Source organism: Sphingomonas jejuensis (genome assembly GCF_011927695.1).
Classification (GTDB): Bacteria; Pseudomonadota; Alphaproteobacteria; order Sphingomonadales; family Sphingomonadaceae; genus Sphingomonas_K; species Sphingomonas_K jejuensis.
In genome coordinates, this window is sequence record NZ_JAATJE010000002.1 from 227290 (window position 1) to 246247 (window position 18958).

Sequence of the window (18958 nt, forward strand, 5' to 3'; positions counted from 1 at the left end):
CAGCGAATCTTTGCCATTGGTCGGCAGAGCGGCCGATGGTCGGATGGTTCGGCCGGGGAAGATCGCGCGCGGACATGATCGAGATCGTCGGCATCTGGGGGCACGCCCTCGCCGCCGCCGCGTTCGCGGCCACGGCGCTGTGGCAGGTGCGACGCCGGATCGCCGGTCAGCAACGATTGCTGATGACGGCCGCGCTTGGGCTGAGCGCCCTGTGGTGCATCGCCGTCGCGGCCGCCGGATCCGGCAGCATGCTGGCGCTGACGGCGGAAGCGCTCCGCAATCTCGGCTGGCTTGCCACCATGCTGGCGCTGTCGGGGCAGCAGCGCGCACGGCGCAGCGGCCTTGGCCTGCTCTACGCCGTGGTGATCGGCGTGTCGGTTCTGGCCGCGCTCGTTCATCCGCTCCAGCTGCTGGCCGGCGGGGTGGAGGCGATCGGCTTCACCGCGCTGGTGCTCCGGCTGATCGCCGCGATCGGCGCGCTGGTCCTGGTGCACAACCTCTACACCGCCGCGGCGCCGGATGCGCGCGCGTCCATCCGCATGGTCGTCGTGGCGCTCGCCGTCATGTGGACCTTCGACCTCAACCTCTACACCATCGACTATCTCGTGCATGCGCCCGTCATCGGCGCCGATGCGCTCCGGGCCACCGTGACGCTGCTGATCGCCGGCCTGTTCGCACTGTCGCTTCGTCAGGATGGCCGCACGCGGCTGCGCGTGTCGCGCACGGTCGCGTTCCAGTCGCTCTCGCTCGTCGCGATCGGCGGATACCTGATCCTGATGGCGGCGATCACCAGCATGATCGACGCCTGGGGCGGCGACGGCGCGCGCCTCATGCAGGTCGGCTTCGTGGTCCTCACGACCTTTGTCATGCTGGCGCTGGTGCCGTCGGAGCGGATGCGCGCCTGGGCCCGGGTCAAGGTCGCCAAGCACCTGTTCCAGCATCGCTACGATTATCGTCAGGAATGGATGCGCTTCACCGAAACCATCGGCCATCCGGGCGAGGGCGCGGACGGACTCGATCGCCGCATCGTGAAGGCAGTGGCCGACATCACGCTGTCCCCCGGCGGGCTGATGCTGGCACCCGCCGATGCCGGCACCATGACGGAGCGGGTCCGCTGGACATGGACCGGCGGCGAGCCGCCGGCGCCCGCGCTGACCGCCGACGGAGTCCAGATGCTCGCGTCGGGCCGCATCGTCGATCTCGATGCCGTACGCCGCGGCGACGACGACGACGCCGGCGTGCCGGACTGGATGATCGCCGACGCGGCGATCTGGGCGGCGGTGCCGCTCGTCCACTTCGACCGGCTCGCCGCCGTGGTGCTGCTCGCCCGGCCGCCCATCGACCGCACGCTCGACTGGGAGGATTTCGACCTGCTCCGCGTGGTCGGTCGTCAGGCCGCCAGCTACCTGTCGGAAGCGCAGGGGCAGGAGGCCCTGTCGGACGCCCGCCGCTTTGACGAGTTCAACCGGCGCTTCGCCTTCATCATGCACGACATCAAGAATCTGGTGTCGCAGCTGACCCTGCTCGCCCGCAATGCGGAGCGGCATGCCGACAACCCCGAATTCCGCGCCGACATGGTGGAGACGCTGCGCACCTCGGCGGGGCGGATGAACGACCTGCTTGCCCGCCTGTCCCAGCACAACAAGGCCAAGCCCGAAGAGCCGCGCCCCGTCGCGCTCGCCGCGCTCGTCCATGCCGTCGCCCGGTCCAAGCGCTCGCTCCACCCGCTCGTCGTCGACGGCGCGGCCGACCTCCATGCGCTGGCCGACCCCGCCCGGCTCGAACAGATCCTTGGCCATCTCGTGCAGAACGCCATTGATGCCAGCCGCGCAGGCGAACCGGTCACGATCCGGCTGCGGCGCGCGGGCGTCGACGTGGCGGTGGAGGTGATCGACACCGGTTGCGGCATGTCGGCCGAGTTCATCCGGTCGCAGCTGTTCCGCCCGTTCGCATCGACCAAGGACGGCGGCTTCGGCATCGGCGCGTTCGAGGCGCGCTCGCTGGCCGCCTCCATGGGCGGCCGCATCGAGGTCGACAGCCGCGACGGCGAGGGCAGCCGCTTCACCCTTCTCCTGCCGCAGGCCGCGGCCGACACGCTTATCCGGAAGGCCGCCTGATGACGGACGCCAAGATCCTGCCGAAGCTCCTGGTCGTGGAGGACGATCCCGGCCTCAGCAAGCAGCTGCGCTGGGCCTATGAGGATTACGAGGTCGTGGTGGCGGGCGACCGCGCGTCCGCGATCGATGCGCTGCGCTTCCACGAGCCCAAGGTCGTCACGCTCGACCTCGGCCTGCCGCCCGATCCCGACGGCACCACCGAGGGCTTTGCGACCCTGGCCGAGATCCTGCGGCTGGCGCCCGACACCAAGGTGATCGTGGCGTCCGGGCACGGCGCGCGTGAAAGTGCGCTGGGCGCGATCGCGGGCGGCGCGTACGACTTCTACCAGAAGCCGGTCGACATCGACGAGCTCGGCGCGATCGTGAAGCGCGCCTTTCACCTGTCGGCGATCGAGGCGGAGAACCGCCGGCTCCAGTCCGCCATCGGTGACGAGAACCGCGTGCTTGGCGGCCTCATCACCGCCGCACCCGAGATGCTGAAGGTGTCCCGCACGGTGGAGCGCGTTGCCTCCGCCAACGTGTCGGTGATGCTGCTGGGCGCCAGCGGAACGGGCAAGGAGCTCCTCGCGCGCGGCGTCCATGACGCCTCCAAGCGCAAGGGCGCCTTTGTGGCGATCAACTGCGCCGCAATCCCTGAAAACCTGCTCGAGGCCGAACTGTTCGGGTTCGAGAAGGGCGCCTTCACCGGCGCGGTGAAGACGACCGAGGGCAAGATCGAGCTGGCCGAGGGCGGCACGCTGTTCCTGGACGAAGTCGGCGACATCCCGCTGCCGCTGCAGGTGAAGCTCCTGCGCTTCCTGCAGGAGCGGGTGATCGAGCGGATCGGAGGCCGCAAGGCGATCCCGGTCGACACCCGCATCGTCTGCGCGACGCACCAGAACCTCACCCGGATGATCGAGGCGCAGCAGTTCCGCGAGGATCTGTACTACCGCCTTGCCGAGATCGTGGTGACCATCCCGACGCTTGCCGAACGGCCGGGCGACGCCGGGCTGCTGGCGCGTCATTTCCTTCACCGCTTCGCCAAGGACATGAACCGCCCGGTGCGCGGCTTCACGCCCGATGCCCTCGCCGCGATCGACGCCTGGGGCTGGCCCGGCAACGTGCGCGAGCTCGAGAACCGCATGAAGCGCGCCGTGATCATGGCCGACGGCAAGCTCATCTCGGCCGAGGATCTCGACCTGCGGGCCGATGCCGAGGAGGACGGCGCGCGTCGCATCAACCTGCGCACCGTGCGCGAGGACGCAGACCGCGTCGCCATCCGCCGCGCGGTGGCGAGAACCGAAGGCAATCTGTCGGGCGCGGCCAAGCTGCTCGGCATCAGCCGCCCGACGCTCTACGACCTCTTGAAGCAATATGAGATGCAGGGCTGATCGGGGCGATCGCCACCGCTCCGCCCTTTCTCTCGCAGCGCCTTGCCCCTATCTGACGGGGTGTGACCGCAGCCCCCGCCCTTCGCCAGCGTGGACGCCAGACCGTGACCGGCCTGGCGCTTGCGGGCCTGATCCTCGCCGCGTGGGCGGGCATCCACATCTATGCGATGTTCGTGTTCCGCTTCACGGCGGCGACCTGGCCGCTGGCCGTGCTGATGATCGCCCTGCAATGCTGGCTGTCGGTCGGCCTGTTCATCGTGGCGCATGACGCGATGCACGGTTCGCTCGCGCCGTCGGCGCCGCGCCTGAACGGGCCGGTCGGCGCGGCGCTTCTGTTCCTCTACGCCGGGTTCGGCTGGCGGCGGATGCGGGCCGCGCATTTCGATCATCACCGCGCGCCAGGGAGCGCCGACGATCCCGATTTCGACGTGGTCAATCCGGCGCATTTCTGGCGCTGGTACGGCACGTTCCTGCGCCGCTACTTCGGGTGGCCGTCCGCGCTCTATGTGTCCGCGGTGGTGACGGTCTACGCGCTCGTGCTGGGCGTTCCCGTCGCCAACATCGTGCTGCTGTACGGCCTGCCTGCGATCGCGTCGTCGCTGCAGCTCTTCTACTTCGGGACGTTCCGTCCCCACCGGCATGAGCATGGCGCGTTCGCGGACGCGCACAATGCCCGCAGCGAACGGTTCGGCACCGTCGCCAGCCTCCTCAGCTGCTTTCATTTCGGCTATCATCACGAACATCATCTGAGTCCCCACCTGCCATGGTGGGCGCTCCCGGCCCGCCGCCGGCAGGCGCGCGCGCCCGTTGCTGCAAGGGTACCCGCGTGACCTGGATCGAAAAGCTCGCCATCGTGGCCGCGGCCGTTGCCGGCATGGAGCTGTTTGCCTGGTGGGCGCACCGCTACATCATGCACGGCTGGGGCTGGGCCTGGCACCGCGACCACCACGAACCGCACGACCATGCGCTGGAAAAGAACGACCTCTACGCGGTCGTGTTCGGCTCCATCGTCATCGGCCTGTTCACGGTCGGCGCGCTTTATTCGGAACGGCTGTGGTGGGTGGCGGTCGGCATCACCGTCTACGGCCTCATCTACACCGTCATTCACGACGGCATCGTGCATCAGCGCTGGTTCCGCTGGGTGCCCAAGCGCGGCTATGCCAAGCGGCTGGTGCAGGCGCACAAGCTCCACCACGCCGCCATCGGCAAGGAAGGCGGCGTGTCGTTCGGCTTCGTCTGGGCCGGCAATCCGACCCGGCTGAAGGCGGAACTGAAACGCCAGCAGAAGCTCGGCCTCGCCAAGCTGCGCGGCGATGCGGAGCGGGAGTCGGCGCCCTCGGCCTGACCGTCCGGCGCGCTCAGCCCGCCAGCGCCTCCACCTGCTCGGCCAGCGCCATCCAGCGTTCCTCGGCCGCCGCCTGCTCGGCCCGCGCATCGCCGATCGCCTTGGTCAGCGCCGCGAACCGCTTCGGATCGCGGGTGTAGAGCGCCGGGTCGGACAGCAGCGCCTCGTCGCGGGCGATCTCGGCCTCCAGTGCCTCGATCCGACCGGGCAGCAGGTCGTAATCGCGCTGGTCCTTGTAGCTGAGCTTGGTCGCCGGCTGCCGCGTGGCCTGCGGCTCCGGTGCCCGCGGCGCCGCCTTCTTGGCCTCGACCTTCGGCGCTCGCTTCGCCTCCCAGTCGGCATAGCCGCCCGCCACCACGTCGACCCGGCCCGATCCGTCCAGCCCCAGCGTGACCGTCACCGTCCGGTCGAGGAAGTCGCGATCGTGGCTGACGATCAGGACGGTGCCCGAATAATCCGCGATCACCTCCTGCAGCAGGTCCAGCGTCTCCAGGTCCAGGTCGTTGGTCGGCTCGTCGAGCACCAGCAGGTTGGACGGCCGCGCGAACTCCCGCGCCAGCAGCAGGCGCGACCGCTCCCCGCCTGACAGCGTCCCGACCAGCGCGTCCGCCAGCGACGGATCGAACAGGAACTCCTTCAGGTAACCGTGGACGTGCTTGCGGACGCCTTGCACCTCCACCCAGTCTCCGCCGTCCGCCAGCACGTCGCGCAGCCGCTTGTCCGGCGTCAGCAGGCTGCGCTGCTGGTCGATGGAGACCATGTCGAGCGTCTTGGCGAGCGTGATCCGGCCCTCGTCAGGCTCGACCTCTCCGGTCATCAGCTTCAGCAGCGTCGTCTTGCCCGCGCCGTTCGCGCCGACGATGCCGATCCGGTCGCCGCGCTGCACGCGCAGCGTGAAATCCTTGATGATCGTCCGGTCGCCATACCGCTTCACCACGCGCTCGGCGGTGATCACCGCCTTGGTCCGCACGTCGTCCGCCTGGATCGTCAGCCCCGCCCGGCCCTGCTGGCCGATCATCGCCTTACGCTCGGCGCGCATCTCGACCAGCTTGGCGAGCCGCCCCTGGTTGCGCCGCCGCCGGGCGGTGACGCCGCGGTGGAGCCAGTGCTCCTCGATTTTCAGGCGCGCGTCCAGCCGCTCGGCCTGTCGCTCCTCCTCCGCCGCGACCCGCTCCGCCCAGGCCTCGAACCCGCCAAAGCCGACCTCCGCCCGCCGGATCTGTCCGCGGTCGAGCCACAGCGTCGATCGCGTCAGCCGGGTCAGGAAGGTGCGGTCGTGGCTGATCACCAGGAACGCGCCGGAAAAGCGTCCCAGCCATTGTTCCAGCCACTCGATCGCGTGCAGGTCCAGGTGGTTCGTCGGCTCGTCGAGCAGCAGCACGTCCGGATCCTGGGCCAGCGCGCGGGCGATGGCGGCGCGGCGCCGCTCGCCGCCGCTTGCCGTCGCCGCCTCCCGTTCCAGGTTGATGCCCAGCTGGTCGGCGATCGCGGCCACCTCGTGCGCCTCGGGCGCTTCGTCGCCGGCCAATGCCCAGTCGATCAGCCGCCGGTGGCCGCTCAGGTCCGGCTCCTGCTCCAGGATCACGACGCGCGTGCCCGGCACGATCGTCCGGCGCCCCTTGTCCGCCTCGATCGTGCCCGCCAACAGCTTCAGCAGCGTGGTTTTTCCCGCGCCATTGCGGCCGATCAGCGCCAGCCGATCGCGCGGGCCGACATGGACGTCCAGATCCTGGAACAGCCAACCAGCTCCCTGGACAAGCGAAAGGCCTTCATAGGATAGGATCGGTGCTGCCATGGCGCAGGCGTTAGCGCGGGGACGCGCGGGCGTGAAGCCGGCCGGGGGACGACGGGGACATTCATGGCTTATTCAATCGCTTCGCCCTATCCCGCGGCCATGGTCATCCGCCCCGCCCTGTTTGCCGGACTTGCCGCGCTCCTGCTCTCGCCGCAGCCTGCCGATGCGCAGTCGCGCCGCCGGGACGAGCAGCGTGGCGCCTACGAGGCGGCCCGCGCGGGCGAGCTTCGCCCCTTTCCGGAAATCGTCGCTGCCGGTCGGCGGGAAGCGGGCGGCGCTGCCATGATCGGCGGCACCGAGTTCGACCGGGAGGCAGGCATCTACCGTCTGAAGTTCATGCGCGACGGATCGGTGTTCTGGATCGACGTCGACGGGCGCACCGCGCAGGTGATCGGGCGCTCCAACTGATCGGTCGCGCCGGATCATTGTTCAGCCCCGCGACAGCCGCTTCCCTCCACCGCCCGACCTGCTAACGAAGGCGGCAGCAGCCGAGGAAGGAAGCCGATGCGCGTATTGATCGTCGAGGACGAGCCGAGCCTGGGTCGCCAGCTCAAGGCCACGCTCGAGGGTGCGGGCTATGCCATCGATCTCGCCACCGATGGCGAGGACGGGCTCTTTCTCGGCCAGACGGAAACCTACGACGCGGTGATCCTCGACCTCGGCCTGCCGGAGATCGAGGGGCTGACCGTGCTCGATCGCTGGCGCAAGGACGGCCGCACCATGCCGGTTCTGGTGCTCACCGCGCGGGACAGCTGGTCCGACAAGGTCGCCGGGCTGGACGCTGGCGCCGACGACTATCTGGCAAAGCCGTTCCAGTCCGAAGAGCTGATCGCGCGTCTTCGCGCCCTCATTCGCCGCGCGTCCGGCAACAGCTCGTCGGAGCTGATCGCCGGCGACGTGCGGCTCGACACGCGCTCGGGCAAGGTCACGCTGGCGGGCGAGCCGGTGAAGATGACCGCGCAGGAATACAAGCTTCTCAGCTACCTCCTCCACCACAAGGGCAAGGTGGTCAGCCGGACCGAGCTGATCGAGCATATCTACGATCAGGATTTCGACCGCGATTCGAACACGATCGAGGTGTTTGTGACGCGGATCCGGAAAAAGCTCGGCCCCGACGTCATCACCACCATCCGCGGGCTCGGCTACAGCCTTGAGGAGCCGGACGCCCGGACCGCCTGATGGCGGTCGTTGACCCGGCGGCCGAGCGCGGCCGGGGCTGGCTGCGACGCTGGCCGGACGGCGTGCTCGCCGTCACCGCCTTTGCGCTGCTCGTGTCCGTGCTGTTCCAGCCGGTCGGCCAGCTTTCGCGGTCGCTGTGCGTGCTCGCAGCCGGCGTGCTTGTCCTCGGCCGGATCGTCTGGGCCCTGTTCTTCCGGCCGCCGGGCGCCCGCTCCACCGGGTCGCTCGCCCGCCGGATGATCGGCATCGCGGCGGTGTGGATCACCGTGCTGCTGATCGGCGGCGGCATCGGCCTGGACCGCATCCTCACCTCCGCCATCACCCAGAATTTTGATGATCAGCTCGATTATGTGCTGACCGCCATGATCGCCTCGGCCGAGATCGGCGCGGACGGAGAGGTGGTGCTCAACCGCGCGCTCGGCGACCAGCGCTTCCTGGAGCCTTATTCGGGCCTCTACTATCAGATCAGCGGCGACGGCTTTGAAGCCTTTCCGTCCCGCTCTTTGTGGGACCGGCAGCTCGCGGTTGGCCCTCCGCATCCGGAACCCACGCTCTACGTCTACGACAGCCGCCAATTTCCCGATGAGCATCTCCGCATTGCGGAGCGCGACGTCACGCTGCCCGGCTCCCCGATCAAGTGGCGGTTCCAGCTCGCACAGACCCGCGAAGGGCTCGACCAGCAGATCCTCACCCTTCGCCGCACCATCGTCCGCTCCTTTGCGCTGCTCGGCATCGGGCTGATCCTCTTGGCGGCGTTTCAGACGCTCTACGGCCTGTGGCCGCTCCGCCGCGTGCAGGCAGCGCTCAAGAAGATGCGCTCGGGCGAGGCGTCGCGGATCGAAGCGGCCATGCCCAACGAGGTGCAACCGATGGTGGACGAGCTGAACGGCCTCCTGATGCACAACGAACAGCAGGCGGCGGAGGCGCGCACCCATGCCGGCAACCTTGCCCATGCGCTCAAGACCCCGCTCACGGTGCTCATGAACGCCGCCACCGCCAATGATCCCGATCTCGGCCAGACGGTGGTGCGCGAGGCCCGCACGATGCGCCGGCAGGTCGACCATCATCTCGCCCGCGCCCGCGCGGTCGGCCGGCGCGGCTCCACCCACAGCCGCGCGGACGTCTGGCCAAGCCTCGCCGCCGTCGAGCGCGCGGTGGCGACGCTCTACCCGGATGCGCGGATCGACATGACCGGCGACAAGACCCTGGCCGTCCGTGTCGAGCGGCAGGACCTGGACGAGCTGATCGGCAATCTGGTCGAGAACGCCGCAAAATATGGCGGCGGCAGCGTGTTCGTCACCGTCGGTCAGGCCGACGGCATGGCCACGCTCGCGGTGGAGGACGACGGCCTCGGCATTCCGGAGGCGGAGCGCGAGCGGATCTTCGATCGCGGCGTCCGGCTCGACAGCGGCAAGCCCGGGACCGGTCTCGGCCTCGCCATCGTCCGCGACGTGGTCGAGATCTATGGCGGCACCGTCACGCTCGAGGAGAGCGAGGATCTGGGCGGCCTCCTGGTCTGCATGCGGCTTCCGCTCGCCGCATGACGGCAATCGTCCCCGCCCCCTTCCGCCGCCACGCCGCGGCGGGCGGATCGGACGAGATCAGCCGCCCGCTCGCCGTGGAGGCGCCGGTCGCCATCGAATTTGGCGGGATCGGCTACGCGGTGCTGATGGCGACACCCGTCGACCTCGACGATCTCGCCACCGGCTTCGCCCTGGCGGAGCGGCTGGTCGACGATGCGGGCCAAGTGGTCGCGGTCGACGCGCACGCCACGCCCGTGGGCACGATCCTGCGCGTCACCCTCGATCCCGCCTGCATGGTTCGCGTGCTGGACCGCGTCCGCCACCGCGTGTCCGAGAGCGGCTGCGGCCTGTGCGGGATCGAGAATCTCGAACAGGCGCTCCGCCCGCTCCCGCGCGTGACCGGGCGGAGCGACGCCACACCTGCTGCCCTTTTCGCCGCGCTGGAGCGGCTGCGCGATCACCAGCCCCTCGCGCGCGAGACGGGCGCGGTTCATGCCGCGGCGCTGTGCGATGCCGCCGGCGCCATCCGCCTGGTTCGGGAGGACGTCGGCCGCCACAATGCCTTCGACAAGCTCATCGGCGCGATGATGCGGGCCGGGCTCGGCTGGGACGGCGGCTTCGCGCTGCTCAGCTCGCGCTGCTCGTTCGAGCTTGTGGAGAAGGCCGCACTCGCCGGCTGCCCGCTGCTCGCCACCATCTCCGCCCCCACCGACCTTGCCGTCGCCCGCGCGCGGGAGGCTGGCCTGCGCCTCGTCGCGCTCGCCCGACCCGACGCCTATCTCGAGGCCCGATGAGGCTCCTGGGCGCGATCCTGGCGGGCGGGGAAGCACGCCGGTTCGGCAGCGACAAGGCGCTGGCACCCGTCGGCGACCGCGCGATGATCGATCATGTCGCCGATCGGCTCCGCCCGCAGGTGGCCGCGCTGGTGGTGGTCGGCCGCGACCACGGCGCCTTCACCCGCATTTACGATGCGCCTGCGCCCGGCCTCGGGCCGCTCGGGGCGCTGCTCGGCGCGCTCCGCCATGCGGCGGAAGGCGGCTATCATGCCGTCCTCTCCGCGCCGTGCGACATGCCGCTGCTCCCCCCCGATCTGGCCGATCGGCTGCGCCCCGCGCCCGCTTATGTTGCGCAGCATCCGGTGGTTGGCCTGTGGCCGGTGGAGGCGGCGCCCCTGCTCGCCACCATCCTCGGGTCGGACAATCGGGCGGTTCGCGCCTTTGCGGATCGCTGCGGCGCGCGCGCCGTCGGCATCGATGGCTTGATCAACATCAATCGACCCGGCGACCTTGAGCGATTGGGCCCGATCGGCCACTCAACCGTTGAGCGCTGAAGGCAGGAGATCGACATGGAAGAACAGAAGACCCCGGACCTGACGCCGTTCACCGGCCCCGCCGGCGGTTGGGGGTCCGTCCGGTCGCTTGCCGAGATCCTGCCGCGCGAGCAGCTCGGCCCCGTCGATCTCGCCCAGCTCGCGCGCCAGAACAAGCCCGGCGGGTTCCAGTGCGTCAGCTGCGCCTGGACCAAGCCGGCCGAGTATCATCCCGCCGAATTCTGCGAGGAAGGCGCCAAGGCGACCGCGTGGGAGCTGACCGCCCGGCGTACCACCCCCGATTTCTTCGCCACCCACACGCTCGCCGACCTGCGCACCTGGTCGGACTATCATCTGGAAGAGCATGGCCGGCTCACCCACCCGCTCAAATATGATCCGGCGACCGACAAATATCAGGCGGTCGGCTGGGGCGAGGCGTTCGACGACATCGCCACGCGGCTGAAGGCGCTCGATCCCAAATCCACCGTCTTCTACGCGTCGGGCCGCGCGTCCCTGGAGACGAGTTACATGTATGCGCTGTTCGCGCGCATGTACGGGCACCAGAACCTGCCCGACAGCTCCAACATGTGCCATGAATCGACCAGCGTCGGGCTGAAGAAGGTGATCGGCGCGCCGGTCGGCACCTGCCTGCTCGAAGATTTCGATCATTGCGACCTGATCCTGTTCTTCGGCCAGAATGTCGGCACCAACGCGCCGCGCATGCTGCACACGCTGCGGTCCGCCAAGAAGCGCGGCTGCACCGTCGTCACCTTCAATCCGCTGCGCGAACGCGGGCTTGAACGCTTCACCGATCCGCAGAACCCGATCGAGATGGCGACGCTCGGCGAGACGCAGATTTCCGACCATTATCATCAGGTGAAGGCGGGCGGCGACCTCGCGGTCCTCACCGGCCTGACCAAGTGGCTGGTCGAGGCGGACGACGCCGCGCGCGCCGCCGGGAAGCCCGCGATCCTGGACCATGATTTCATCGCCGAACACACCACCGGGTTCGAGGATGTTGCGCAGCATGCCCGCAGCACGAGCTGGGACGAGATCGAGCGGAATTCCGGCCTGACGCGCCTCGCAATCGAGCAGACGGCGCGGATCTATGCCGACGCCAAGGCCACGATCGGCGTCTACGGCATGGGTCTTACCCAGCATGTGCTGGGCGTCCAGAACGTCACCTCCTACGTCAATCTTCTGCTGCTGAAGGGCAACATCGGGCGCAAGGGCGCGGGCACCTGCCCGGTGCGCGGCCACAGCAACGTCCAGGGGCAGCGCACCGTCGGCATCACGGAGAAGACGGAGCTCGCCCCGGTCGACAAGTACCGCGAGCTCTACCATTTCGAGCCGCCGACGGAGAAGGGTCACGACACCGTCTCCACCTGCGAGGGGATCATCGACGGCAGCGTCCGTGCCTTCATCGGCCTGGGCGGCAATTTCCTGCGCGCAGTGCCCGATCACCGCGTGATCGAGCCGGCCTGGGGCGGGCTCGACCTTCACGTCCAGGTTGCGACCAAGCTCAACCGCAACCACCTATTCCCCGCGAAGGCGAACGGCGCCACCTATCTCCTCCCCTGCCTCGGCCGGATCGAGGAGGATCTTGACGCGCAGGGCAACCACAAGGCCGTGACGATGGAGGACAGCCTCAGCTGCATCCACGGCTCGGTCGGCAAGGTGAAGCCGGCGTCGCCCGCGCTGCTGTCGGAGCCGCGCATCGTCGCGGAGCTCGCACTCCGGGTCGTCGGCGACAATCCGCATGTGCCCTGGATGGCGTGGGCGGGCGACTACGGCCTCGTTCGCGATGCGATCGAGCGCACCTATCCAGAGGAGTTCAAGGACTTCAACAAGCGCCTGTTCACCCCCGGAGGCTTCTGGAAGGGCAACAAGGCGCGGGAGCGCGAGTGGCAGACGGAAAGCGGCAAGGCGCAGTTCACCGTCCCCACCAAACTGTCGGCCACCGGCTTCGATGACGAGGACGGCGTGTGGCGGCTGATCACGCTGCGGTCGAACGATCAGTTCAACACCACCGTCTACGGCTATGACGATCGCTTCCGCGGCATTCGCGGCACGCGCGACGTCATCCTGATGAACGCCAACGACATCCGCGAACGCGGCCTGCGCGAAGGCGATCTGGTGACGCTGGAATCAACGGTCGAGGACGGTGTCGAGCGCAAGGTCGAAAACCTGCGCATCCACGCCTACTCGATCCCGCTCGGCTGCATCGCCGGCTATTATCCGGAGCTGAATCCGCTGATCGCGCTGGCGCACCACGCGGAGGAAAGCCACGTCCCCGCGGCCAAGTCGGTGCCGGTCAGGATCCTGGGCCCGACCGGCCACGCGCGCTAGATCAGCTGATCGGGCCGCTATTCGGCCCGGCGCTCGAGATAGAGGTAGGCCGGGTCGAACTCGGCCGCCTTGCGCAGGCCGGCAGCGTCGATGATCGTCACCCGGCCTTCGCGGAAGGTCAGGAGCTCGCGCTCCCGCATTTCGCGCAGCGTCCGGTTCACATGGACGGGGGTCAGCCCCATGCACTCGGCCAGGTCGGCCTGCGTCAGGTCGAGATCATATCCGCCCTCATCCGACAGCCCGACGAGGCCGAGGCGGACCTGCAGCTCGCAGAACAGGTTGGCGAGCCGGCCGAGCGCGGTGCGCCGGCCGAGGGAAAGCACCCACTCGCGGTGGATGGCGGCGTCCAGGTTGGTCGAAAACCAGTAGACGCGACCCAGGTGCGGAAACGCCTCCACCAGTTCCTTCACGCGGTCGTGCGGCGCGACGCCGACCTTCACCTTGGTCAGGGCAAGCAGGCTGTGGTCCAGCCGCTTCAGCGTAAAGCCGTGCAGGTCGATGAAGTCGCCCGCGACGTTCAGTTCGGTGATCTGCCGCTGCCCGTCGCGCATGTCTTTGGCGCGGCATGCCAGCCCGTCCAGCAACAGGGTGCAGGCGGTTGTCTCGGTGCCCGCCCGCACGATCGTCCGATGCGCGCCGATCTCGCGCGTCTCGGTGATGACGGACCGGATGGCGGCTTCTTCTTCGGCACTGATCGTGTCACGCGCCCGCAGGCGCATAAGGTGGCGCTCGATCATTATCGGCTATCGTCCCGGATCACTGTGATGGCCTCGTCGAAACGGACCGAGCGCATCACCTGCCCGCCCGCGTCCGCAATGTCCAATCAACCACGAAGATCGACGCATCCGCTGCGCGCCTCCTCCCCCACGATCGACCGGATATTGTCTATCGCACAGCGCACGGCCGCATCGATGTCGAGGAGCATCAGCCCCTCCTCGTCCAGCACCGAGCCGAAGCCGTTGTGCACATGCATATAAAAACGTTGCATTTTTACAGAACGTCGGCCGCAGTGCGTGGTTGCGGCGCGATCGCTCGGGATCAGCGGCGGCCGACCCCGAAGGTGTAGGTGATCGCCGCACCCGCATTGATCTGCGTCCGCTCGCCGAACTGCCGCGCGAGCGGGGACTCGGCGGCGTCGTCCACCAGCCGGTCGACTCCGGCCTGGCCGTACATGCCCCAGCGCGGTGTCAGTTGGTGGAACAGGCCCGCCGCCAGGCCCGCGGCATAAAGCCCGCCGTCCGGCCGGAACGAATCGATGCCGTTTGCCTGAGCGGCGGCGTCGCTGACGCCGAAGTAGCGACGGTGGAACCGCCCGTCGCCGAAGCGGACTCGCGGGCCGACGGTCGCGACGAAGCGATCCGCGTCGCCGCGCACGATGTAATCGGCCGCCAGGTCACCGACGAGGGCGCGGTGCCCGGTCACACCGTGGCGCAGCTCCGCGCGCAGGCGCAACGCCGGCGTGACGAAACCCTGGACGAACACCCCGGGCTCGATGCTGAAGGCAACGTTGCCCACCTCCGGCGCCACGTCACGCTCCCGCCTGCGCCCCTGGAAACCCAGCGTGGGCCCGATGCTCAACCCATCCGCCCGTCCCAGCACACGGACGCTCGGCCCCTGGTCGGGGGACCGCGCCGGCATCGGCTCGCCCGGGCGCCGGACGCGCGCGAACAGCAGGGGCGCTGCGCGCCGGCCATCGTCGCCGGGAAAGCCCGGCACCGCCTGCACGCCGATGCCCACCGTCACGATCCGGGCGGGGCTCGACTGGCCTTGCGCGGCGGCGGGTCCGGCGACAGCGGCGATCAGCACTGCCGCTGCCAAACGGCCCTTCAAAGCCGCACCAGCATCTTGCCGACATTGTGCCCGCTGAACAGGCCCAGGAAGGCGTCGGGCATCGACTCGAGGCCGACCTTCACGGTGGTGCGGCTCTTCATGCGCCCCTCCTTGATCCAGGCGAGCATCTGGCCGTGGAACTCCGGCAGCGCGCGGACATGGTCGGTGTAGAGGAAGCCCTCGATCCGGATGCGCTGCTGGATGATGCGGAAGAGGCCGTTCAGCGTTGTGCCGCCGCCCCGGTTATACCCTTCGATCAGCCCGCAGATCGCAAAGCGCGCGTTCAGCCGCGCCGACAACAGCGCAGCGTCCAGATGGTCGCCGCCGACATTGTCGAAATAGATGTCGATGCCGTCGGGTGCCGCCGTCCGCAGCGCCTCGCCGACCGGGCCGGCCTTGTAGTCGATGGTCGCATCCGCCCCCAGCTCGCGAACCCAGGCGCACTTGTCGGCACCGCCTGCCGATCCGATCACCGTCAGGCCCATGGCCTTGCCAATCTGCACCACCGCCGATCCGACGGCGCCGGCCGCCGCCGAGACGAACAGGATCTCGCCCGCCTTCGCCTCCGCGATGCGGGTGAGGCCGATCCAGGCGGTGCCGCCCGTCAGGCCCATGTCATGCAACCAGTGGTCGAGCGGAAGCCCGACATCGGGCAGGCGGGTCGGCCGGTCCGCGGGGGAGAGCACCGCCTCGTCCCGCCAGCCGGCCATGTGCAGCACCGCCGTGCCGACGGGCAGGTCGGGGTTCCGGCTTTCCACCACCTCGCCGACCGCGCCGCCCTCCATCACCTCGTCGATCTGGAAGCCGGCGATGTAGTTCTTCGCCTCGCTCATCCGCGCGCGCATGTAGGGGTCGACCGACAGCCACCGGTTCGCCACCCGCACCTCGCCGTCCGTCAGCGGCCGCCCCGGCAGGGGGCGCAGGGCGAAATCGTCGGGAACCGGCATGCCCTTTGGCCGCCGCGCCAGATGCCATCCGCTTGCCATGCCCGCACTCCTCTCCGTGGTGTTGGCAGCGGCCTTATCAGGCGCGCCCCCGCCGACCAAAGCAAAGCATGGCCGCGTCCATGCGAAAAGGGCCCGGGATCGCTCCCGGGCCCTCGTCAGTGTCAGTGCTGCGGCTCAGTAGGTGCCGGAGAAGCTCCGATCCAGGTTGCGCGCACCCTGGTTGTCATCGCCCTGGTTGCCCGACAGCGGCTGGCGCTGCTCCTCGTCCTTCCAAGCCTTCTTGGCGTCGGCCGCGGACTTGGTCAGCTTCACCTTGTCGTCGACGGTGTCGATCCACGACGACGAGAAGCTGTGGTGGTGACCCTCGGGATCGTCATTCTTGGTGAGGATCACGCGGTCGCCGCGCACCTTGTCGACCTTGCCGATCGTCTCACCGTCTGAGCCGACCACCTCCATATGCTCCTGGATGCGCTCCAGGTGCTGGCGCTGGCCCTGCCGCTTGTCGCGCCACGAGCTGAACTCGCTCTGGAAGCGCGACTGGTTCTCCCGACGATACTCGTCATAGTCGCGATCGAGCGAGTCGATCTGCTGGTTGCGCCAGTTGCCATAATCGTCGTCATGCTGCCCGCGGCCGGACGAGGATTGGTTGTATCCGCCGCGACCATAGTCGCTGTCGCCGTAGCTCGACCGGCCCGATCCGGACTGCGAATAGCCCGAGCTCTGCGAGCCATAGCTGCCGCGGTCGCCATAGCCCTGGCCATAGGTACCGCCGCCGCCGCCATAGTTGCCGCCGCCGTAGCCGCCGCGCCCACGCTCCTGGCTGCCGTAGCTGCCGCGACCATAATCGTCAGACCCGAAGTTGCCGCGCCCGCGATCGTCGCTGCCGTAGCGGTCGTTGTCCGACCGGCCATAGCTGCCGCTGCCGTACGAGCTGCCATAGGACCCGCCGCCGTAGGACCCACGGCCATAGCCGCCCGACTGGCTGGCGCCATAGTCGGAGCCGTAGGACCGCCGACCCTGATCGTTCGACGACGACCAGCGGTTCTGGTCGCGGTTGCCCTCGTAGCCGCGCTGGCGATCGTCGTTGCGCTCGTCGTACCGGCGGCGGCGCTCGGCCTCCTCGTCGCCGAACCAGGAACGGACCTCGTCGCTCGCCCGATCAAAGAAGCCACGGTCATCGTCGCGGTCACGGTTCCAGCGGTTCTGGTCGCTTCGGTAATTGCCGTCGCGGCGGTTGTCCCGATCGTAGCCCATGGTGTCTCTCCTCTCGATCTACGGGGGCGCGGCGGGCGCATCGGCCTCAACCGCACTGTTGACTAAAACCGGCCGATCCCGATCCGGGTTCCGCAGCAAAGTGGATGATGACGGCCAGCGGCGGCGCTGCCGCGACGACCGGATCGATGATCGGCGTTGCATCGCCCGAACGCCGTGGCTATGGACGCCGCTCGCGATCACCCGACGGGCCGGTCGCGCGCTGGCGCGGGGCCGTAGCTCAGATGGGAGAGCGCGTCGTTCGCAATGACGAGGTCAGGGGTTCGATCCCCCTCGGCTCCACCACCCCGCCAGCATCCGCATGATCGGCTTGCCGCGACCCGGGTCTCCGGACCGACGATCGCCCGCCACGCCTGAGCGCATTTCCCGGTTGGCGCGTTGCACCGCTCGATGAACATGGAACATGCACCGGCCGAGGACAGCGCGGCCATCCACGCCGCGACGCTGATCCTGGTGCGCGATCGCCCCGATGGCGCACCCCACCTTCTTCTGGTCGAACGCGCGGCCGGGCTTGCGTTCGCGGGCGGCGCGGTGGTGTTTCCGGGCGGTCGCGTCGATCCGGGCGACATCGTGCTCGCCGCCGATCCGGCGCTGGTCGTTCACGCACCCGCGGACGCGTCCGATGCGGTCGGCCGGGTCGCCGCCATTCGCGAGACGCTGGAGGAAGCCGGCATCGCCGTGGGCTTTGCGACCCCGCCCGATCCCCGCTCGGTCGCGGCGATGCGAACGGCGCTGCATGCCGGCGGGGGCTTTGCCGAGGTGCTCCGGTCGCACGGAGCGCGGCTGGACCTTTCGGTGCTGCGTCCATGGGCGCGCTGGCGACCCAATTTCAAGGAAACGCGCACCTTCGACACGCGCTTCTATCTCGCTGCCGATCCTCCCGGCTCGGGCGAGCCCGGCAGCGACGGCGGCGAGACCGTGCGCGCGTTCTGGGCATCGGCGGCAGACGTGCTTGCACGCGCGGACCGCGGCGATGTGTCGATCATCTTTCCCACCCGTCGCAATCTGGAGCGCATCGCGCCCCACCGCAGCCATGCCGCGCTCGATGCGCATGCCGCCGCCCATCCGCCCCGCCTGATCGTCCCCGCGGTCGAGGATCGGGACGGCGTTCCCACGCTGACCATCCCGAACGACCTCGGCTACCCCGTCACGGCGGAGCCGATGTCGACGGTGCGGCGGCGATGATCGGCTGGCTTCACCGCGCTCTGCGGCTGGTTGTCGTGCTGGCATTGCTCGCGGCCGGCGCGCTCGCGCTCTATGCCTTCGGCCGCTCCCGTCCCGGCGACGTGCCCTGGACGCCGCTTGACCTCGCCGATCAGCCGGGGATGTTCACCGGCCGCAAGCTCGCCGGTCTTCGGGACGATGCGCCCCGCTGCCAGGCGCTGCTCGACAAGGCGGGCGTCCGCTACACGGCCCTGCCGCCGCGTGGCGGCGACCAGTGCGGCTATGATGATGCCGTCCGCCTGACGGGCGGCGGCGCGCTGTCGGTTGGCTGGCGACCGGACCGGCCGGGCGTCGCCTGCCCGGTCGCGGCCGCGCTCGCGATGTTTGAATGGCGCGTGCTGCAACCGGCCGCGCAGGTCCATCTGGGGACCAGCGTGACGGCGATCGACCATTTCGGCAGCTACAGCTGCCGCCGGCTCTACGGCCGCGATGCCGGCGCCTGGAGCGAGCATGCGACCGCCAACGCGATCGACATCGCCGGCTTCCGCACGGCCGACGGCCGCAGGATCACGCTGGTGAACGACTGGGCGGGCGGCACGGCGGAGGAACAGGCATTCCTGCGCGCGATCAGGGACGGCGCCTGCCGGCTGTTCGCGACCGTGCTCAGCCCGGACTACAACGCCGCGCACCGCGACCACTTCCACCTCGATCAGGCAGCCCGCGGCGCTCTTGGCGGGCGGGCCTGCCGCTGAGGCAGT

Annotated in this window: 18 protein-coding genes and 1 tRNA gene; 13 read left to right on the forward strand and 6 right to left on the reverse strand. The window is 69.3% G+C overall.

Annotated elements, in window-relative coordinates:
- The first annotated feature begins 74 nt into the window (after positions 1 to 74).
- The 4 genes from prsK to GGR88_RS10560 all read left to right on the forward strand — a co-directional run bounded on the left by prsK (position 75) and on the right by GGR88_RS10560 (position 4832).
- The gene (gene prsK, locus GGR88_RS10545; protein WP_167954735.1) at positions 75 to 2117 is read left to right on the forward strand and encodes an XrtA/PEP-CTERM system histidine kinase PrsK; all 2043 of its coding nucleotides are present in this window, start codon (positions 75 to 77) and stop codon (positions 2115 to 2117) included.
- Positions 2117 to 3487, forward strand: a complete 1371-nt coding sequence (gene prsR / locus GGR88_RS10550) for a PEP-CTERM-box response regulator transcription factor (RefSeq protein ID WP_167954737.1) — start codon at positions 2117 to 2119, stop codon at positions 3485 to 3487. Before prsK ends, prsR begins: the two co-directional genes overlap by 1 nt.
- A 62-nt stretch (positions 3488 to 3549) precedes the next feature.
- Positions 3550 to 4317 (forward strand): fatty acid desaturase, encoded by a 768-nt coding sequence (locus GGR88_RS10555; RefSeq protein WP_342449780.1) that lies wholly within the window; start codon positions 3550 to 3552, stop codon positions 4315 to 4317.
- Positions 4314 to 4832 carry a sterol desaturase family protein gene (locus tag GGR88_RS10560; RefSeq protein ID WP_342449781.1) on the forward strand — a complete coding sequence of 173 codons (519 nt, stop codon included), beginning with the start codon at positions 4314 to 4316 and terminating at the stop codon, positions 4830 to 4832. The genes GGR88_RS10555 and GGR88_RS10560 overlap by 4 nt, the downstream gene beginning before the upstream one ends.
- A gap of 13 nt (positions 4833 to 4845) precedes the next feature.
- Here GGR88_RS10560 and GGR88_RS10565 read toward each other — a convergent pair whose 3' ends face one another.
- Positions 4846 to 6627: an ABC-F family ATP-binding cassette domain-containing protein gene (locus tag GGR88_RS10565; RefSeq protein WP_167954751.1), complete on the reverse strand. Its 1782-nt coding sequence runs from the start codon at positions 6625 to 6627 to the stop codon at positions 4846 to 4848.
- A 63-nt stretch (positions 6628 to 6690) separates the two neighbouring features.
- On the opposite strand from GGR88_RS10565, the gene GGR88_RS10570 reads away from it, so the two are divergent.
- The 6 genes from GGR88_RS10570 to GGR88_RS10595 all read left to right on the forward strand — a co-directional run bounded on the left by GGR88_RS10570 (position 6691) and on the right by GGR88_RS10595 (position 12987).
- Positions 6691 to 7035 (forward strand): hypothetical protein, encoded by a 345-nt coding sequence (locus GGR88_RS10570; protein ID WP_167954753.1) that lies wholly within the window; start codon positions 6691 to 6693, stop codon positions 7033 to 7035.
- A 96-nt stretch (positions 7036 to 7131) separates the two neighbouring features.
- On the forward strand, positions 7132 to 7806 hold the full coding sequence (locus tag GGR88_RS10575) for a response regulator transcription factor (protein WP_167954755.1): 675 nt from the start codon (positions 7132 to 7134) through the stop codon (positions 7804 to 7806).
- 236 nt (positions 7807 to 8042) lie between these two features.
- Complete coding sequence (locus tag GGR88_RS10580; protein WP_167956142.1) at positions 8043 to 9350, forward strand: sensor histidine kinase; 1308 nt, start codon at positions 8043 to 8045, stop codon at positions 9348 to 9350.
- Positions 9347 to 10123 carry a formate dehydrogenase accessory sulfurtransferase FdhD gene (fdhD, locus tag GGR88_RS10585; protein WP_167954759.1) on the forward strand — a complete coding sequence of 259 codons (777 nt, stop codon included), beginning with the start codon at positions 9347 to 9349 and terminating at the stop codon, positions 10121 to 10123. The genes GGR88_RS10580 and fdhD overlap by 4 nt, the downstream gene beginning before the upstream one ends.
- A complete protein-coding gene (gene mobA / locus GGR88_RS10590; RefSeq protein WP_167954761.1) occupies positions 10120 to 10659 on the forward strand; it encodes a molybdenum cofactor guanylyltransferase in 540 nt (179 codons plus the stop codon). Before fdhD ends, mobA begins: the two co-directional genes overlap by 4 nt.
- 15 nt (positions 10660 to 10674) lie before the next feature.
- Positions 10675 to 12987 carry an FdhF/YdeP family oxidoreductase gene (locus tag GGR88_RS10595; RefSeq protein ID WP_167954771.1) on the forward strand — a complete coding sequence of 771 codons (2313 nt, stop codon included), beginning with the start codon at positions 10675 to 10677 and terminating at the stop codon, positions 12985 to 12987.
- A 17-nt stretch (positions 12988 to 13004) separates the two neighbouring features.
- Here GGR88_RS10595 and GGR88_RS10600 read toward each other — a convergent pair whose 3' ends face one another.
- From GGR88_RS10600 to GGR88_RS10620, 5 genes are all read right to left on the reverse strand, one after another.
- Positions 13005 to 13724 (reverse strand): Crp/Fnr family transcriptional regulator, encoded by a 720-nt coding sequence (locus tag GGR88_RS10600; RefSeq protein ID WP_167954773.1) that lies wholly within the window; start codon positions 13722 to 13724, stop codon positions 13005 to 13007.
- Positions 13725 to 13810: 86 nt separating this feature from the next.
- Positions 13811 to 13975, reverse strand: coding sequence for a DUF6894 family protein (locus GGR88_RS10605; RefSeq protein WP_167954775.1), 165 nt, complete (start codon positions 13973 to 13975; stop codon positions 13811 to 13813).
- A 50-nt stretch (positions 13976 to 14025) separates the two neighbouring features.
- Entirely contained in the window at positions 14026 to 14793 is a 768-nt protein-coding gene (locus GGR88_RS10610) for a MipA/OmpV family protein (protein WP_167954777.1), read from the reverse strand.
- A 20-nt stretch (positions 14794 to 14813) separates the two neighbouring features.
- A complete protein-coding gene (locus GGR88_RS10615) occupies positions 14814 to 15803 on the reverse strand; it encodes an NADP-dependent oxidoreductase (RefSeq protein ID WP_167954779.1) in 990 nt (329 codons plus the stop codon).
- Between the two features lie 135 nt (positions 15804 to 15938).
- Positions 15939 to 17018, reverse strand: a complete 1080-nt coding sequence (locus tag GGR88_RS10620) for a DUF2171 domain-containing protein (RefSeq protein ID WP_167954781.1) — start codon at positions 17016 to 17018, stop codon at positions 15939 to 15941.
- Between the two features lie 227 nt (positions 17019 to 17245).
- Between GGR88_RS10620 and GGR88_RS10625 the strand changes: the two genes are divergently transcribed.
- The 3 genes from GGR88_RS10625 (at position 17246) to GGR88_RS10635 (ending at position 18952) form a co-directional block, all read left to right on the forward strand.
- A tRNA-Ala gene (locus GGR88_RS10625) sits at positions 17246 to 17321 on the forward strand.
- A 111-nt stretch (positions 17322 to 17432) separates the two neighbouring features.
- On the forward strand, positions 17433 to 18221 hold the full coding sequence (locus tag GGR88_RS10630; protein WP_245196820.1) for an NUDIX hydrolase: 789 nt from the start codon (positions 17433 to 17435) through the stop codon (positions 18219 to 18221).
- Positions 18218 to 18952, forward strand: a complete 735-nt coding sequence (locus GGR88_RS10635) for an extensin-like domain-containing protein (protein ID WP_167954785.1) — start codon at positions 18218 to 18220, stop codon at positions 18950 to 18952. Before GGR88_RS10630 ends, GGR88_RS10635 begins: the two co-directional genes overlap by 4 nt.
- Positions 18953 to 18958: the final 6 nt, after the last annotated feature.

Coding starts and splice junctions, on each gene's coding strand:
- GGR88_RS10635 (WP_167954785.1), top strand. CDS start 18,218: ATGATCGGCTGGCTTCACCGCGCTCTGCGGCTGGTTGTCGTGCTGGCA.
- fdhD (WP_167954759.1), top strand. CDS start 9,347: ATGACGGCAATCGTCCCCGCCCCCTTCCGCCGCCACGCCGCGGCGGGC.
- mobA (WP_167954761.1), top strand. CDS start 10,120: ATGAGGCTCCTGGGCGCGATCCTGGCGGGCGGGGAAGCACGCCGGTTC.
- GGR88_RS10605 (WP_167954775.1), bottom strand. CDS start 13,975: ATGCAACGTTTTTATATGCATGTGCACAACGGCTTCGGCTCGGTGCTG.
- GGR88_RS10570 (WP_167954753.1), top strand. CDS start 6,691: ATGGCTTATTCAATCGCTTCGCCCTATCCCGCGGCCATGGTCATCCGC.
- prsR (WP_167954737.1), top strand. CDS start 2,117: ATGACGGACGCCAAGATCCTGCCGAAGCTCCTGGTCGTGGAGGACGAT.
- GGR88_RS10565 (WP_167954751.1), bottom strand. CDS start 6,627: ATGGCAGCACCGATCCTATCCTATGAAGGCCTTTCGCTTGTCCAGGGA.
- GGR88_RS10595 (WP_167954771.1), top strand. CDS start 10,675: ATGGAAGAACAGAAGACCCCGGACCTGACGCCGTTCACCGGCCCCGCC.
- GGR88_RS10600 (WP_167954773.1), bottom strand. CDS start 13,724: ATGATCGAGCGCCACCTTATGCGCCTGCGGGCGCGTGACACGATCAGT.
- GGR88_RS10615 (WP_167954779.1), bottom strand. CDS start 15,803: ATGGCAAGCGGATGGCATCTGGCGCGGCGGCCAAAGGGCATGCCGGTT.
- prsK (WP_167954735.1), top strand. CDS start 75: ATGATCGAGATCGTCGGCATCTGGGGGCACGCCCTCGCCGCCGCCGCG.
- GGR88_RS10630 (WP_245196820.1), top strand. CDS start 17,433: ATGGAACATGCACCGGCCGAGGACAGCGCGGCCATCCACGCCGCGACG.
- GGR88_RS10620 (WP_167954781.1), bottom strand. CDS start 17,018: ATGGGCTACGATCGGGACAACCGCCGCGACGGCAATTACCGAAGCGAC.
- GGR88_RS10580 (WP_167956142.1), top strand. CDS start 8,043: ATGATCGGCATCGCGGCGGTGTGGATCACCGTGCTGCTGATCGGCGGC.
- GGR88_RS10575 (WP_167954755.1), top strand. CDS start 7,132: ATGCGCGTATTGATCGTCGAGGACGAGCCGAGCCTGGGTCGCCAGCTC.